Source organism: Hyphomicrobium sp. LHD-15, from assembly GCF_031157355.1.
GTDB lineage: Bacteria > Pseudomonadota > Alphaproteobacteria > Rhizobiales > Hyphomicrobiaceae > Hyphomicrobium_C.
Genome location: NZ_JAVIFT010000005.1, coordinates 24,074 through 39,098, shown reverse-complemented (window position 1 = coordinate 39,098; position 15,025 = coordinate 24,074). Strand labels below are relative to the sequence as shown.

At 64.3% G+C, this 15,025-nt stretch carries 12 protein-coding genes; 8 read left to right on the top strand and 4 right to left on the bottom strand.

Translation table 11 applies throughout. The annotated features are described in order from the left end of the window. Window positions 1-33 precede the first annotated feature (33 nt). Both RCO24_RS14990 and RCO24_RS14985 read right to left on the bottom strand, forming a co-directional pair. On the bottom strand, window positions 34-1,155 hold the full coding sequence (locus tag RCO24_RS14990; RefSeq protein WP_308963257.1) for an MBL fold metallo-hydrolase: 1,122 nt from the start codon (window positions 1,153-1,155) through the stop codon (window positions 34-36). A gap of 178 nt (window positions 1,156-1,333) precedes the next feature. Next, window positions 1,334-1,939, bottom strand: a complete 606-nt coding sequence (locus RCO24_RS14985; protein WP_308963255.1) for a DUF2939 domain-containing protein — start codon at window positions 1,937-1,939, stop codon at window positions 1,334-1,336. A 621-nt stretch (window positions 1,940-2,560) separates the two neighbouring features. On the opposite strand from RCO24_RS14985, the gene ilvD reads away from it, so the two are divergent. Together ilvD and RCO24_RS14975 are read left to right on the top strand one after the other, a co-directional pair. After that, window positions 2,561-4,285 (top strand): dihydroxy-acid dehydratase, encoded by a 1,725-nt coding sequence (gene ilvD, locus RCO24_RS14980; RefSeq protein WP_308963253.1) that lies wholly within the window; start codon window positions 2,561-2,563, stop codon window positions 4,283-4,285. Continuing rightward, complete coding sequence (locus RCO24_RS14975; RefSeq protein ID WP_308963251.1) at window positions 4,272-5,291, top strand: tetratricopeptide repeat protein; 1,020 nt, start codon at window positions 4,272-4,274, stop codon at window positions 5,289-5,291. Before ilvD ends, RCO24_RS14975 begins: the two co-directional genes overlap by 14 nt. A 61-nt stretch (window positions 5,292-5,352) precedes the next feature. Here the strand turns inward: RCO24_RS14975 and xth are convergent, their stop codons facing one another. Together xth and erpA are read right to left on the bottom strand one after the other, a co-directional pair. Next, window positions 5,353-6,132 (bottom strand): exodeoxyribonuclease III, encoded by a 780-nt coding sequence (gene xth, locus RCO24_RS14970; RefSeq protein WP_308963249.1) that lies wholly within the window; start codon window positions 6,130-6,132, stop codon window positions 5,353-5,355. Between the two features lie 40 nt (window positions 6,133-6,172). Next, on the bottom strand, window positions 6,173-6,520 hold the full coding sequence (erpA, locus tag RCO24_RS14965; RefSeq protein ID WP_308963247.1) for an iron-sulfur cluster insertion protein ErpA: 348 nt from the start codon (window positions 6,518-6,520) through the stop codon (window positions 6,173-6,175). A gap of 153 nt (window positions 6,521-6,673) precedes the next feature. On the opposite strand from erpA, the gene RCO24_RS14960 reads away from it, so the two are divergent. The 6 genes from RCO24_RS14960 (at window position 6,674) to scpB (ending at window position 14,853) form a co-directional block, all read left to right on the top strand. After that, window positions 6,674-7,909, top strand: a complete 1,236-nt coding sequence (locus RCO24_RS14960) for a deoxyguanosinetriphosphate triphosphohydrolase (RefSeq protein WP_308963245.1) — start codon at window positions 6,674-6,676, stop codon at window positions 7,907-7,909. A 94-nt stretch (window positions 7,910-8,003) separates the two neighbouring features. Beyond that, window positions 8,004-9,818, top strand: a complete 1,815-nt coding sequence (gene argS / locus RCO24_RS14955; RefSeq protein WP_308963244.1) for an arginine--tRNA ligase — start codon at window positions 8,004-8,006, stop codon at window positions 9,816-9,818. 242 nt (window positions 9,819-10,060) lie between these two features. Further along, window positions 10,061-11,884 carry an SPOR domain-containing protein gene (locus tag RCO24_RS14950; RefSeq protein ID WP_308963242.1) on the top strand — a complete coding sequence of 608 codons (1,824 nt, stop codon included), beginning with the start codon at window positions 10,061-10,063 and terminating at the stop codon, window positions 11,882-11,884. Window positions 11,885-11,905: 21 nt separating this feature from the next. Next, a complete protein-coding gene (gene nagZ, locus RCO24_RS14945) occupies window positions 11,906-12,937 on the top strand; it encodes a beta-N-acetylhexosaminidase (protein WP_308963241.1) in 1,032 nt (343 codons plus the stop codon). A 95-nt stretch (window positions 12,938-13,032) separates the two neighbouring features. After that, window positions 13,033-13,902, top strand: coding sequence for a ScpA family protein (locus RCO24_RS14940; RefSeq protein ID WP_308963239.1), 870 nt, complete (start codon window positions 13,033-13,035; stop codon window positions 13,900-13,902). Window positions 13,903-13,968: 66 nt separating this feature from the next. Then, window positions 13,969-14,853 carry an SMC-Scp complex subunit ScpB gene (scpB, locus tag RCO24_RS14935; RefSeq protein ID WP_308963237.1) on the top strand — a complete coding sequence of 295 codons (885 nt, stop codon included), beginning with the start codon at window positions 13,969-13,971 and terminating at the stop codon, window positions 14,851-14,853. Window positions 14,854-15,025 lie beyond the last annotated feature (172 nt).

The window sequence follows — 15,025 nt, the reverse complement described above, 5'->3', positions numbered from 1 at the left end:
TCCCCGTGTGGGCAGGGAGAGGGATTGGATGCATTACTTCCGCGCTTCCGGTTCGGGGAGGCGGAACGAGGCGCGCAGCCACTTCATCATAGCGGGCTCTCTCGCGTCAGGGCTCGTGGCCGACCGCGCGCGGTAGTACTCGAGGTCGCTGCCGCGCAAGGCTGCCGCCTCGCCGCGCAACTCCGACGAGGATGTTGCGGCCGAGTACGACGCCTTGTGGATGTACGAATTCAGCTCCGCCCTACGCGACTTGCCCAACTCGAGCACCGAGCCTGCGCCTGCGTAGACGTAGCGATCGCCGAAGGCTTCGCGTAGCCCGGCGAACGTCGGCTCGCCCGTGCAATGGCCAGGGGCGACGTTCTCGATCTTCCACTTGTCGCGCAGCGAAGCCGACACCGACGCGATGGTTTCGTCGGGCGCGTTCACGAGATGGAAGCCGCCGAACACGTAATGGATCTTCGGATTGATGGCGCTGGCTGCCTCGACGATTTTCTCGATACCGGGATGCGAGCAGCCGACGAGCAGCACGATGCCTTCGGGCGTGTTGATGGCGAGCGAAACTTCCTTGAGCTCCAGCGTGCCCTTCTGATCGGAGACGAGCGCGATCAGCCAGATGCCGGGCGCGATCTCGGTCGTCTTGTCGATGACCTCGATGTTGGCGCCGTTCCAGGCCGTTCCGAACTGCAGAGTTTCCGGCGGCTTGCCGTCGTAGTAGCGCTGCTCGGGCGGGAGCTGCTCGTTCTTGCGGTAGAAGCTCGACGGCAGCGACGAGCCATAGACGCCGAAGCCTTCCTTGGGTCCATAGATCTTGACCTTGGGATTGACCTTCAGGACCTCGGCGAGGCCTGCGAGATGATCGGCATGACGGTGCGACTGGACAACGAAATCCAGCGTCGTGAAGTCGACGCCCTTGGCTTTGGCGTTTGCGAGGAACACGTCCGCGTTGTTGCCGGTGTCGAACAGGATGCGCTTACCGCCTACTTCGACGAGCGCGGAGAAGCCCCAATCCTTGCGAACGCTCGCTTCCTTGCCGAACGCGTCATAGAGAATGGTGACGCGGGCGGGCGAGGTTTCGGCTTGCGATGCGGTTGGTGCCAGAGGCACGGCAAGAAGCGCGGTCAGAGAAGCGGTGCGCACGAATTTCGAGATGGACATTCGGAAGGGCTCCACGAAGCGGTCACCAATCTCGTGGACCGAAGTCTCGGCGGACGCGATCTTCCACGGCCTGGTTTCCACGGACTGGCCCGTTCCGGGTAGCATCGCGGAGAAAGAGCGCTAACGAAGGATTCCTGGATTGTTTTGCAGCGGAGCCATCGGTGACCGGATAGACGGCTCAGGCGGGATCGGCAGCGAGGGGAAGGGCTGCCTCGTCGAGCGTGCGCAGGCGCAGCTCCGTCAGCTTCCATTCGACGCAGCGAAGCTTCAGAAGGCCGATGTAGTGGCGCGTCGGATCGTTGCGGTCGGCCATCTCGATCTCGAACTCCGTGGGAGAGTGGAATTCCGCCCGCTTGATGCGGGACCAGAAGCTTGCGACGCGCTCATGCCAGGGGCGGGCCGCGTCCGCTGCCGCGGCTCCCGAAACGTTTTCGCGATAGTACTGGCGCATGCCGAACAACTGCGGCAGGCCTTCGGGCGTGACGTAGCTTTCGACGATGTTGTCGACGGCGCGGCGGCTGAAGCCATTCTTGATCCGCTGCCAGATGCCGGGCTTGGCGGCACCAGAGCCGGCAGTTGCGACGGGCGTCTGGCCGATCGCGTATTCGGTCAGGGAGGCGCGCAGCGTGGCGCGTACTGTCGGCCATTCGAGTTTGGCCGCTAGATACTCCGAATTTCCGGTGCGGATGGCTTCCCGGATGCTCCAGGCCGCGAGGAAGGGCGAGGCGATGTAGGCTGCAGCCAGAAGAACGAGCGCCAGGGCGGCGAGTAGGAGCTTCTTCATCCGATGTCCTCGCGCGGGCTTCCCGATCCGGCGGGTGCCTGCGGCGTTCACCATATAGTCCTAGAATTTAGGCAGCGTTCGGGCCGATCTCTGTCGTTCTCACGGATTAAGGGGGGTAGGCCGTGGCAAGGCGCTTGGCGCTCAATGTGATGATAACATGCGATCTTTTATCAATTTCCAGGATGCTCAGTGAGCTTCTCACGAGGCGGATGAATGGCCGCTGAACGGCCGCAGTCGGGTCAATCATCGGCCGGTTTCGCCGACTATATGTTGGTCCCAGTGGAGGGTGGTCAGCGTTAACTGTGGTCGCTTTGCAACGTTGTTCGGATCGTCCCGAAACAGGAGGTCTCAGACGGGGGTTGTTGCACGAGGGCCACGAAATCCGGGCCTACGTGCCTCGTTTGGGCCACAAATAAGAGCGACGAATTCTTGGAGAGAACGGAAGCAGCGGGGGCTTCAGGTTCGGAACCAGCGGGAACGTCCAATTGCCGGACGGTTCTCCGCGCATTTTTTCCGAAGCGGCCTACTGGCAGACCATTGTTTCCGGCTCGTGACTGGCGGTGTCGTACGCACAAAGTACGACAGTCCGTTGGTGATGTAAGCGCGATTGGAAGTGAGTGGATGGACGCGAGGACGTTCGATAAGTCGAAGTTGCCGAGCCGGCATGTCACGGAAGGTGCGTCGCGTGCGCCTCACCGGTCCTACTACTATGCCATGGGACTTACCGAAGAAGAGATCCATCGTCCGTTCGTCGGCGTCGTGTCCTGCTGGAACGAAGCCGCTCCTTGCAACATCGCGCTGCAGCGCCAGGCCCAGTCCGCCAAGGCGGGCGTGAAGGAGAGCGGCGGCACGCCGCGTGAATTCTGCACCATTTCCGTGACCGACGGCATCGCCATGGGACACCAGGGCATGAAGTCGTCGCTGGTCTCGCGCGAGGTGATCGCCGACAGCATCGAGTTGACGATGCGCGGCCACAGCTATGACGCGATCGTCGGCATCGCAGGCTGCGACAAGAGCCTGCCCGGCACCATGATGGCCATGCTGCGCCTCAACGTGCCCTCCGTTTTCATGTACGGCGGTTCCATTCTGCCCGGCAAATTCAAAGGCCAGGACGTCACGATCCAGGACGTGTTCGAGGGCGTCGGCATGCACTCGGCCGGCCGCATGAGCGATGACGACCTGCATCAATTGGAATGCGTCGCCTGCCCGAGCGCGGGCGCATGCGGCGGCCAGTTCACCGCCAACACGATGGCGTGCGTTTCCGAGGCGATAGGCCTTGCGCTGCCGGGATCGGCGGGAGCTCCCGCGCCGTTCGAGAGCCGCGACGAATATGCGGTCGAGAGCGGTAAAGCGGTGATGAAGCTGATCGCGCTCGGCATCCGTCCGCGCGACATCTGCACGCGCAAGGCGTTCGAGAACGCCGCGACGGTGGTCGCCGCGACCGGCGGATCGACCAACGGCGCACTGCATCTGCCGGCGATGGCCAACGAATGCGGCATCGATTTCGATCTGTTCGACGTCGCCGAGATCTTCAAGCGCACGCCTTACATCGCCGACCTCAAGCCCGGCGGCAAGTACGTGGCCAAGGACGTGTTCGATATCGGCGGCGTGCCTCAGATCCTGAAGTCGCTCCACGAGGGCGGCTTCCTGCATGGCGATTGCCTGACGGTAACCGGCAAGACGATGGCCGAGAACCTCTCGACCGTGACGTTCAATACCGAGCAGAAAATCATCTATCCGGTCTCCAATCCGATCAGCCCGACGGGCGGTGTCGTGGGCCTCAAGGGCACGCTTGCACCCGATGGCGCGATCGTGAAGGTTGCCGGTCTCAAGATGCTGCAGTTCCGCGGTCCGGCGCGCTGCTTCGATTGCGAAGAGGATGCGTTCCGCGCGGTCGAAGCACGCGATTACAAGGACGGCGAGGTTCTCGTGATCCGTTACGAGGGTCCCAAGGGCGGCCCCGGTATGCGCGAGATGCTGTCGACGACGGCAGCGCTTTACGGTCAAGGCTCCGGGGACAAGGTCGCGCTCATCACCGATGGGCGCTTCTCGGGTGCGACGCGCGGCCTTTGCATCGGCCATGTCGGACCGGAGGCGGTGCTCGGCGGACCGATCGGTCTCATCAAGGACGGCGACATCATCGTTATCGACACGGAAACCGGCCAACTCGACGTCGAGGTCGAGCCGGCCGAGTTCGAGCGTCGGCGTAAAGCGTGGACGGCCCCCGCCAATCCCTATCAGAGCGGGGCACTTAGAAAATTTGCGAACCAGGTCGGGTCGGCTCGTTACGGGGCCGTCACCCACGAAGGCGGGAAAGCGGAAATTGTTTGCTATGCGGACATCTAGGCTCGTTCTCGGTTTTGTAATGATGATGCTGGCGCCGGCAATCGCGCTCGCACAAACGGCGACGTTCAGCTCGTCGCGCGAAGCGCTTCGACAAGGCGTCAGTGCCTATCAGGGCGGTTACTACGAACTTGCCATGCCGGCGCTCGATTACGCGGCGAAGAATGGTGAATTCATCGCGAGCTACTATCTCGCGAAGATCTACCAGGACAGCACCGGGGCTTACACCGACCACGCCAAAGCGTACGCGCTGTTCGAAAAGATCGCGGACGAGCATCTCGATGCGGACCCGGATGATCCTCGGGCGCAGTATGTCGGCAAGGCCTTGACGGCTCTCGCTGGCTACGTGCTGCGCGGCTTGCCGGAGATCGGCCTCGCACCGGATGCGGAGCGCGCGGTGTTCTATCTCAAGAACGCCTCCACCACCTTCAACGACGAAGACGCCCAGTTCGAACTCGCCAAGCTGCAGCTCAAGGGCGAAGGCGTCGAGACCAACGTGGCGCTCGGCCGGCATTGGCTGTCGGTTCTGAGCCAGAACGGACATGCGGGCGCGCAGGCTTTCTTCGCCGATCTGCTCTGGCGCGGCAAGCACGTGGAGCCGGATCCGGCGCGTGCGCTGGCGCTGATCGCGGTTGCGGTCGACAACGCTCCTCCGCAGGATGCGATGTGGATCGAGGACATCTACCAGAACATCTTCTGCGGGGCTGCCGAGGGAACTCGGCGTCAGGCCACCGGCATCGTTGCCCAGTGGGGCAACAGGTACGGCCGCAAGCCGACCGAGCAGCGGGATCGCAGCGGGCTTGCGCAGCTCACGGTCGGCCCGGTGCGCACCTGCAAGAACGGCGAGGTCGTCGATGTGATCGCGCCGAAGGCCGAACTCGCCTCTCCGCAGGTTCCGGCGGTGCGGAGCTTCAACTATGGCACCGCTTCGGGAGACCTTCCCAAGATGCGTGACGTCAACGCTCCGGCGGCCGCGCCGAAGGAACAGCCACTCGGCTATACGCGCTAAAGCATTCGCGCTTCGGACCTATAAAGTTCGAAGCGCGTCCATGCCGACGGGATCTCGAATCTCAGGCGAAGGTTGCCCACACCGGCGCGTGATCGGAGGGCTTCTCCCATCCGCGCGTGAAACGGTCTACGCCGGCGGCCGACAACCGATCGGTCGCCTGTGGTGACAAGAGCTGGAAGTCGATGCGGATGCCATCGTCCTTCTGCCAGGCGCCGGCTTGATAGTCCCAGAACGTATAGACGCCCGGTTCCGGATGGCAGGCGCGCACGGCATCCTGGTAGCCGAGGTTCTCGATCTTGCGAAACGCGGAGCGGGTTTCGGGCTGGAACAACGCGTCGTTGACCCAGGCGGCAGGACGCTTGGCGTCGGCGGGTTCGGGGATGACGTTGAAATCGCCGGCCAGCACGACCGGCATCTCGCTTTCGAGCAGTGCACGGGCATGGGCTTCGAGGCGCGCCATCCAGGCGAGCTTGTAGGGAAACTTCTCGGTGCCAAGCGGATTGCCGTTCGGCAGATAGATCGACGCGACGCGCACCGAGAGATCGCCTTCGGTTACCGTCGCCTCGATGAAGCGTGATTGGATGTCCGCGTCGTCGCCCGGCAGGCCGCGCGAAATGTCTTCGAGCGGAAACAGCGACAAGAGTGCGACGCCGTTGAAGCCCTTCTGCCCGTGGGTCGCAACCTGATAGCCGAGATCGGTGAAAGCTTCGACCGGGAAGCCCTCGTCGACGGACTTGATCTCCTGCAGACACAACACGTCGGGCTTGGCTTCGCGAACGTAGGCGAGCGCGCCTTCGATACGGGCCTTGATGCCGTTGATGTTCCAGGTGGTGATTTTCATGGGCTCAAGCAGGAGGCAGAGGGCAGCAGGCGGGCGAAACTCAGAGTGCGAAGCTGGTGCCGCAGCCGCAGGAGGCGGTCGCGTTCGGATTCTGGATTTTGAACGAGGCGCCCATTAGATCGTCGACGAAGTCGATCTCGGAGCCGGACAGGTATTCGATCGAGACCGGATCGATCAGCACCTTGGCGGCGCTCTTCTCGATGATCACGTCATCGCTGGCGACGGAATCGACGAGATCGAACTTGTACTGGAAGCCGGAGCAGCCGCCGCCCTCGACGGAAATGCGCAGCATGGTGCCTGCGGGCTCGTCGGCCACGATTTCCTCGATGCGGTGCGCGGCGCGGTCGGTCAGCGTCACGCGGGTCTCTAGTGCTAGGTTCTCTGTCATGCTCTCGCCGTCGTTGGAGGCGGAATAAGGGGCCTTCGAGCCGGTCTCCGGCGTATAAAGCTTGGAGAAAGATAGTAGCCGGCTGATGTAAGTCAAATGGCTTGCCTCGGCCTGTTACTGCTGTAAACGGAGCCGCAGGGGTTCTGGATCGCCATGGGGACGTCGAAAACAGCCGCTTTGGGGCGCGAAACCGCTTACGGGGCCGAACTGGCCCCCGGGGCGCGAGCGCCGGCGCCGTATGCGGCGAGCGCCGTGCCGTCGCGCGGGCGGCGATTCGCGGAGGCCGACTGTCCGACCCGAAGCCCCTTCCAGCGCGACCGCGACCGCATCCTGCATTCGACGGCCTTCCGTCGGCTGATCCACAAGACGCAGGTGTTCGTCTACCACGAGGGCGATCACTACAGGACCCGGCTGACGCACAGCCTGGAGGTGGCGCAGATCGCGCGCACGATGTCGCGTCAGCTGCGGCTCGACGAGGATCTCGCGGAAGCCCTGGCGCTGGCGCACGACCTCGGGCATCCCCCGTTCGGGCATGCGGGTGAACGAGCGCTCGACCGGCTGATGGCCGACTTCGGCGGGTTCGATCACAATGCGCAGAGCCTGCGGGTTGTGATGGCGTTGGAGCGGAAATATCTCGCATTCGACGGACTCAATCTGACGTGGGAGGCGCTCGAAGGGCTCGCCAAACACAACGGTCCGATCGTGGGCGAAGAGCATGAGCCTGTTCGCAAGGTGATCGCAAAGCTTGAACCCTGGCAGAGCCTCGATCCTGCGCGCTGGGCGTCGGGCGAAGCCCAGGCGGCGGCGCTCGCCGACGACATTGCCTATGTCAGCCACGACATCGACGATGGCTTGCGCGCGGGGCTGCTTACGCTCGACGACCTTTCCGGGGCGCCGCTCGCCGGCGAGATCGTCGCGGGCTTGCCTTCGGTGGCGCGTCCGGGCGAGCGCGGGCGGCTCACTTACGAGGTGACGCGGCGGATGATCACGCGGCTCATTCAGGACGTGGTGCAGGAAAGCCGGGCGAGGCTCGAGGTGCTCGCTCCGCTCTCGCCGGACGACGTGCGCGGCGCCGGACAGGCGACGGTGTCGTTCTCGGCCCGGATGACCGCCGACATCCGCGATCTCAAGGCGTTTCTCATGCAACGGGTCTATCGCAGCCAGCGGGTCATGCATGTCATGGACGAGGCGCAGGCGATCGTGGCGGCGCTGTTCGGGCGCTATTTATCCGATCCGAGCGCGCTTCCGGAGGCCTGGCGGGCGGCCCAGGAGGGGCTGTCCGAACGGGCTCGGGCGCGGGTGATTGCCGATTTCGTGGCCGGTATGACCGACCGCTACGCCATCGACCAGCACCGCCGTCTGTTTGACGCGACGCCGGAATTACGATAGCCGGGCCAGTAATTTCCGCGCATGAGGCGAAGCAGAGGCGCACACCCTTGAGGTGGTAGCGGGGCAAGATCGCCGTTTCCGAGGACGCAGGTTCATGAACGTGTTCGCAGAAGTCGAGTCCAAGGTTCTCGACGCACTGGCCGGGCTGCAGAAGCAAGACGTGCTTCCCGAGGGGCTCGATTTCGGCAACGTCGCCGTCGAGCACCCGCGCGATCCATCGCACGGCGATCTCGCCTGCAACGCGGCGATGGTGCTGGCGAAGGCGGCCAAGCTCAAGCCCCGCGACATCGCGGACGCGCTCGCGGCCGCGCTCAAGGCCGATCCCGATATTCTTTCGGTCGAGGTCGCCGGTCCCGGGTTTCTCAATCTCAGGATGAAGCCTGCGTTCTGGCATGCAGTGATCGGTACGATCCTCGGCGCGGGCGCGCGCTACGGCGCGTCCAGCATCGGCGCCGGAGAGCGTACCAACGTCGAGTACGTGTCGGCCAATCCGACCGGACCGATGCATGTCGGCCATTGCCGTGGCGCGGTGTTCGGAGATGCGGTTGCGAACCTGCTGCAGTTTGCCGGCTACGACGTCACGCGCGAGTACTACATCAACGATGCGGGCGGGCAGGTGGACGTGCTCGCGCGCTCGGTTTTCTTGCGCTACCGCGAGGCGCTGGGCGAGGACATCGGCGAGATTCCGGCAGGCCTTTACCCGGGCGAATATCTGAAGCCGGTCGGCGAAGCGCTCGCGAAAGCAAAGGGCAACTCACTCGTCGGCCAGCCCGAGAGTGCATGGCTCGCTGACGTGCGCACGTTCGCGATCGATCAGATCATGCCGATGATCAAGGACGATCTCGCCGCACTCAACATCAAGCACGACGTGTTCTTTTCGGAGGCTTCCCTTACCAAGGGCGGAACCGACAAGGTTCAAGCTGCGGTCGCGGACTTGCGCGCGCGCGGCCTCATCTACGAGGGCCGGCTCGAGAAGCCTAAGGGCCACGACGACGAGGAATGGGAAGATCGCGAGCAGACGCTCTTCAAATCGTCCGAGTTCGGCGACGAAGCCGATCGCGCGTTGATGAAGTCGGACGGCAGCTACACCTATTTTGCCGGCGACGTCGCCTATCACTACGACAAGCTCGGCCGCGGCTATCGCCATCTCATCAACGTGTTCGGTGCCGATCACATCGGCTACATCCCGCGCATGCTGGCGACGGTGGCGGCTTTCACTGGCGGCGCGGTGGAGCGCGACGCCAAGGGCAAGCTCAAGCACTGGCACACAACGGGCGGCAGCGCCGATCTCGACATCAAGGTCGTCAACCTCGTCAAGCTGTTCAAAAACGGCGAACCTTTCAAGATGAGCAAGCGGGCGGGCACGTTCGTGACGCTGCGCGACGTTGTGGATGAGGTGGGGCGCGATCCGGTGCGCTTCATGATGCTCTACCGGAAAGAGCTCGAGCAGCTCGATTTCGACTTCGCCAAGGTGACGGAGCAGTCGAAGGACAACCCGGTGTTCTACGTGCAGTACGCACATGCGCGCGCGGCCTCGGTGCTGCGCAACGCCCGCGAGACATTTCCCGGACTCGCGTTTGCCGAGGGCGGCAAGGTGGTTGCTGACCTTTCCCTGCTGACGGACGCGGGTGAACTCGATTTGGTTAAGAAGGCCTCGTTCTATCCGAGCCTGATCGAAGGCGCGGCGCGGGCCCACGAGCCGCACCGGGTCGCCTTCTATCTCTATGATTTGGCTTCCGCTTTTCACGGCCATTGGACGCGAGGCAATGATTTGCCACAATTGCGAGTTATCCAGGCCGACAATCGCGCGTTAACAGCGGCTCGGTGCGCGCTCATTGCAGCACTGCAGCACGTGTTATCCTCAGGTCTGACGGTGCTCGGTGTCGGAGCGCCGGAGGCGATGCGCTAGAGTCCTGATTCGGACGCTCTATCCGGCAAAGGGGCTTAGAGGTGTGGGCTAACTGGTTTGCCTCGAACCGATGATCGGTTCGGGGTGCCAAGCAAGGTTCACGAGGGCCGGTTTGCTGCGGGGTAGAGATCGGAATTGCGTTGGCGGGAAAATTCCGCCGGCGCTACAGTTCCGCCGAAAGGACGTTAACCCAAGACGAGCGCGGGGCGCCGCTTGGGATGTGCGACGAGGGGTCCCGACAGATGACACGGTATAGCAATCCTCTGCCGCATCAGGTGCCGCCAAACCAGGTGCCGCATTCGCAGGGTCGTCCGGCGGGTGCCGGGCAGCAGCAGGGTTACGCCTATCCGCCCCAATCCGAGCCCGAGGGCTGGCCTCAGCCAGGTGCGCCGCGCACCGGTGGTCGTCCAGCCGGTTCCGGTTATGCCGACCAGGGCTACGGCGCCGAGCCCACCGCTCACCACGATCCCTATGCAGCGCTGCGGCCCGACGGCTACGGCTATCAGCAGCCCGTGCAGCAGCCTGTCGCCGATCCTTATGGGCTTGCCGGGTACACCGCGCCGCAGCCAGCGGGCGGCCAGCCTTCGTTTGGCCAGCGGCAAACGCCGCCGCAACCGCAGCCGGCTTTCGAGCAGTTTGGTAACGCCGGCGATCCGTACGGCGCGAACGGCGCCTATGGGTACGGTGCTCAACCTGCCGCTCCGGCTCCTGCGGCTTACGGCGCCAAATCCGCTGCGCCCGCTCCGCAAGCGCCGTCGTTCGGTTCTTATGGCGCGCAGCCCTCGCTGCAGCCGCAGAATTCGCAGTATGCGGGCGGCTACGCATCTCCTGCGTCAGGCAACGGCTATGCGCCGCAAAGCCCGCTCGCCGATCAGTGGAACGGGCAGGGGCTAGGCGGCGCGCAAGGCTTGACGCTCGATCCGCGCGATTACGACGGCCACGGCTATGCGAATCCCGGTTTGGCCAATGGCAGCCACGGCAATGGCGCGATGGGCGCGCAGGCCCAGTGGGGCGGCGACATGTACGGCGATCCGCAGATGGATCCCGCGCTCGCGCATCAGGGCTACGCGAACGGGCAGCAACAGCACGCCTCGTTCGATCAGAGCTATGCCGAAGACGATCAATACGAAGAGGAGCCGCCGCGCTCCAGCTGGAAGAAGGTTGCGGTGCTCGTTGCGTCGACGGTGATCGTCGGCGGCGCGCTGACGTTCGCCTACAGCAGCATCATGGGGTCGGGCAGCAGCGGTCCGACGCCGCTGGTAAAAGGTGCGGCTGGCCCCTCGAAGGTGAAGCCATCGGAGCCCGGCGGCAAACAGTTCGCCCATGCCGACAGCAAGATCATGGGCCGCCTCGGCGAGGGAGAAACCTCCGCCGATGCCGACACGGGCAATGGTGTGCGCAAGGTGCCGGTCGTCGTCGTCGGACGTGACGGCTCGATCCAGCCGCCGGCTGCCGCGGCACCCGAAGAGCAGACACGCGCCGTTGTTGCGGTTCCCGGTTTGACGGTGATCGACGGACTGGGTGGTGGCGGGCCTTCGCCCAACCGGCCGGCCGGGCCGAGCGTCCAGCAGCAGCAACAAGCTTCGGCGCCGCCTGTCCAAATGGCGGCTGCCTCCAACGCCGAGCGGCCGATCGTCGTCGCGCCGCCTGAGAAGCAACAGCCGAAGAAGCCCACCAATCTGATCGCGAGTGCGGACTCTTCGACGCCGGCCGCCGTGCAGACGAAAGCGACTGTGACGCCGCCGAAAAAAGAGCGCGTGGCCGCCGCCGATCCGGTGGTGACGGGACCGCGTCCGACGGGCGCAGGCTACGTGGCAGTGCTCGCTTCGGTACCGGCCTCCGGCAGCAGCCGCATCGATGCGCTGAAGCAGTTTGCCGACATGCAGCAGAAGTACGGAACCATCCTGCAGAACAAGACGCCGGATGTTCAGGAAGCGAACCTCGGCGAGAAGGGGACGTATCATCGCCTGCTCGTTGGGCCGCCCGGCTCGCGCGATGCCGCAAGCTCGGTTTGCACGCAGCTCAAGGCCGAGGGCTACAGCGGGTGCTGGGTCACGGCTTACTGACGCGAGCTTAAGCACGGCACAATGACAAACGCGTTCATCATCGGCGTTCTGGGCGAGACGCTTGCGCCTGACGAGGCCCGCTTTCTCAGATCTGCGCGTCCGGCCGGGCTCATTCTTTTCGCGCGCAATTGCATCAGTCATGACCAGATCCGCCGCCTCGTCGGGGACGTGCGGAGTGCTGTCGGCAGCGACGAGTTCCTGGTGCTGATCGATCAGGAGGGCGGACGCGTGCAGCGGCTTCGCCCGCCTCTCGGCCGCGCGTTGCCTGCAGCCGATCAATACGCGCAGCTCTATGCCGGTGATCCGGCCGGTGCGCGGGAAGCGGCCTTTCTCGCGGCCAGGCTGCTTTCCGACGATCTCAAGAGCCTCGGCATCAACACGGATTGCGCGCCGGTGCTCGACGTTCCGGTGGCGGGGGCTCATGACGTCATCGGCGATCGTGCCTACGGCCGCGAGCCGGTGCAGGTGGCGGCTCTGGCGCGCGCCGTCGCCGAAGGGTTCATGGCGGGCGGCGTGCTGCCGGTCATCAAGCATATTCCCGGTCATGGCCGCGCGACCAAGGACAGCCATCACGAACTGCCGGTGGTGACGGAGACGCATGCGCTGCTGACGGACACCGATTTCGCGCCGTTCAAAGCCTTATCAGACATGCCGGCGGCGATGACGGCGCATGTGGTGTTCACCGCGATCGATGCCGCCAATCCGGCGAGCACGTCGCGGCGCGTGACCCAGGACATCATTCGCGGCGAGATCGGTTTCGATGGCCTGTTGATGAGCGACGATCTCAGCATGAAGGCGCTTTCGGGCAGCTTTGCCGAGCGCACGAAGGGCGTTCTTGCGGCGGGATCGGATCTCGCGCTCCATTGCAACGGCGTGCTGGCCGAGATGGAGCAGATCGCCGCCGAGGTCCCGGCGCTTTCGGGAGATGCCCTGAGGCGATTCCGCGCAGCCGCCGCCGTCTGCGGCCGGAACGAGCCCTATGATTCGGCTCGGGCAGAGGCACAATTGGCCTTCGTGCTTGGAACCGGCAGACGGCACCCTGAATCAGTGTAATCTGGCGTTAAGATTCCAGATAAGCACCGGTAGGCCTGTGCGAAGCTGGCGTGTTTGATGGCCAGTGCGCTTTTCAAAGCTTCCGGGCGGGAACGATGACCGACGACGCAGCGCAGATGGGTGGAGGCGAGCCGGGCTGGGAAGCCCCGGACGGCGATCTTGCGCCCTCGGCTTCGGAAGCGCTCATCGTGGACGTGGCGGGCTTCGAGGGGCCGCTCGATTTGCTGTTGGCGCTGGCGCGCACGCACAAGGTCGACATTTCGAAGATTTCGATCCTGGCGCTGGTCGATCAGTACCTCACCTACATATCGGAAGCGCAGCGGCTCAAGATCGAGATCGCGGCCGACTATCTGGTGATGGCGGCGTGGCTGACGTTCCTCAAGTCTCGGCTCATTCTGCCGCGCGAAGAAAAGCACGCCGACGAGCTCTCCGCCGAGGAGATGGCGCAAAAGCTCTCGTTCCGCCTCATGCGCCTCGAGGCCATGCGCCGCGCGATGGGCGAGCTGATGACGCGCAAGCGCCTCGATCAGGATGTTTTCCAGCGCGGCATGCCGGAGCAGGCGGTGACGACCACCGAAGTGCGCTGGACGGCCGAAATATACGATCTTCTCAAAGCGTACGGCGAACTGCGCCGGCGCACGATCAAGGTCACGCATGTCGTCAAGGCGCGGCGCGTGTGGTCGATCAAGCAGGCGCGTACCAAGCTCGAAGTTCTCGTCGGCCATGCCGTCGGCGACTGGGTGGAGCTTGAGACCTGCCTCAAGACCTATCTCGCGACCGCCGAAGAAGACAAAACGGTTGTCGCAAGCTCGTTTGGTGCGACGCTCGAAATGGCGCGCGAAGGCGTGATCGAGCTGCGTCAGGACGAGCCGTTCGCTCCGATCTACATGCGCAAATGCGAGGCCGGTGCCGAATGGCAGCGGCTGGAAGTCATACAGGGCGGGTCGCAGGCGTCGGGCGCGTGAGGCTTGGTGCGTAACGGCGAGATGACCGGGACACCCCGGGCGTTCGATTGAAACAGGGATGGCGATATGGTTCCGCCGAAGCTGAGACTGGTGAGCCGGGACGGGGTCGAAAGCGACCTCGAACGGGACGACGAGCCCGAGGCCCAGGAGGCTGTCGAGCTGGCGCGCGCCTTGTCCGAGGCCGAGGCGGTCGAAGCCGGCACGGCCCTTTCGCCCGAGCAGCGGCTCGAGGATTTGCGCATCGTCGAGGCGTTGCTGTTCGCCTCCTCGACGCCGCTCGATGAAGAGTGGCTTCGGAAGCATTTGCGTCACGGCAGCGACATCGCGAGCGTGCTGTCGGATCTCAAGGCCGCCTACGCAGTACGCGGCGTGAACCTCGTTCGCGTGGCGGGCAAGTGGGTGTTCCGCACGGCGGAAGATCTCGGCTATCTGCTCGAACGCCAGTCGGTCGAGGAGCGACGCCTGTCGCGGGCTGCGCTCGAGACACTGGCGATTATCGCTTACCATCAGCCGGTGACGCGTGCCGAGATCGAGGAGATCCGCGGCGTGACGACGTCGGCGGGTACGCTCGACATCCTGATGGAAGCAGGCTGGATTCGTCCACGCGGACGGCGCCGCGCGCCGGGCAAGCCGCTGACCTACGGCACGACCGATAGCTTCCTTGCCCATTTCGGGCTCGATGGCGTCAAGGATCTGCCCGGGCTTGCCGATCTCAAGGCTCAGGGCTTGCTCGATGGGCACCTGCCGCCAGGCTTTACCGTACCCGATCCGGCTATGGTCGCGGCGCTCATGCCGGACGAATTGCCGCTGGAAGACGGAGCGGAAGAGGAGCCGTCCGCCGAGGATACCGACGCGGAAGAGGGTCTCGACGAGGCCGGCGAGGATCGGGGCATCGACACCGCCTCCGATCGTGACTTGCCCCAGGACGACGGCGAAGGTAAGCCGAACTGAGAAAGTCAACTTACGCACGCCCCTTAGAGCGCGAAGCGATCATGGTCTAGCCGCGTTCGGGCCATGAGGCCCGACACGCCCTGGGCAAGGGACGCTGCACGTTCAAGGTCGTAGGTCGCGTGGTCAATTGGCCTTTCAGCAATCCCTTCAGCTCCGCCGTCGCCGATGACAG

Excerpts from the sequence above, each read along its gene's own strand:
- RCO24_RS14940 (WP_308963239.1), top strand. The coding sequence starts at position 13,033 with ATGACCGACGACGCAGCGCAGATGGGTGGAGGCGAGCCGGGCTGGGAA.
- xth (WP_308963249.1), bottom strand. The coding sequence starts at position 6,132 with ATGAAAATCACCACCTGGAACATCAACGGCATCAAGGCCCGTATCGAA.
- scpB (WP_308963237.1), top strand. The coding sequence starts at position 13,969 with ATGGTTCCGCCGAAGCTGAGACTGGTGAGCCGGGACGGGGTCGAAAGC.
- RCO24_RS14990 (WP_308963257.1), bottom strand. The coding sequence starts at position 1,155 with ATGTCCATCTCGAAATTCGTGCGCACCGCTTCTCTGACCGCGCTTCTT.
- nagZ (WP_308963241.1), top strand. The coding sequence starts at position 11,906 with ATGACAAACGCGTTCATCATCGGCGTTCTGGGCGAGACGCTTGCGCCT.
- RCO24_RS14985 (WP_308963255.1), bottom strand. The coding sequence starts at position 1,939 with ATGAAGAAGCTCCTACTCGCCGCCCTGGCGCTCGTTCTTCTGGCTGCA.
- RCO24_RS14975 (WP_308963251.1), top strand. The coding sequence starts at position 4,272 with ATGCGGACATCTAGGCTCGTTCTCGGTTTTGTAATGATGATGCTGGCG.
- argS (WP_308963244.1), top strand. The coding sequence starts at position 8,004 with ATGAACGTGTTCGCAGAAGTCGAGTCCAAGGTTCTCGACGCACTGGCC.
- RCO24_RS14960 (WP_308963245.1), top strand. The coding sequence starts at position 6,674 with ATGGGGACGTCGAAAACAGCCGCTTTGGGGCGCGAAACCGCTTACGGG.
- erpA (WP_308963247.1), bottom strand. The coding sequence starts at position 6,520 with ATGACAGAGAACCTAGCACTAGAGACCCGCGTGACGCTGACCGACCGC.
- ilvD (WP_308963253.1), top strand. The coding sequence starts at position 2,561 with ATGGACGCGAGGACGTTCGATAAGTCGAAGTTGCCGAGCCGGCATGTC.
- RCO24_RS14950 (WP_308963242.1), top strand. The coding sequence starts at position 10,061 with ATGACACGGTATAGCAATCCTCTGCCGCATCAGGTGCCGCCAAACCAG.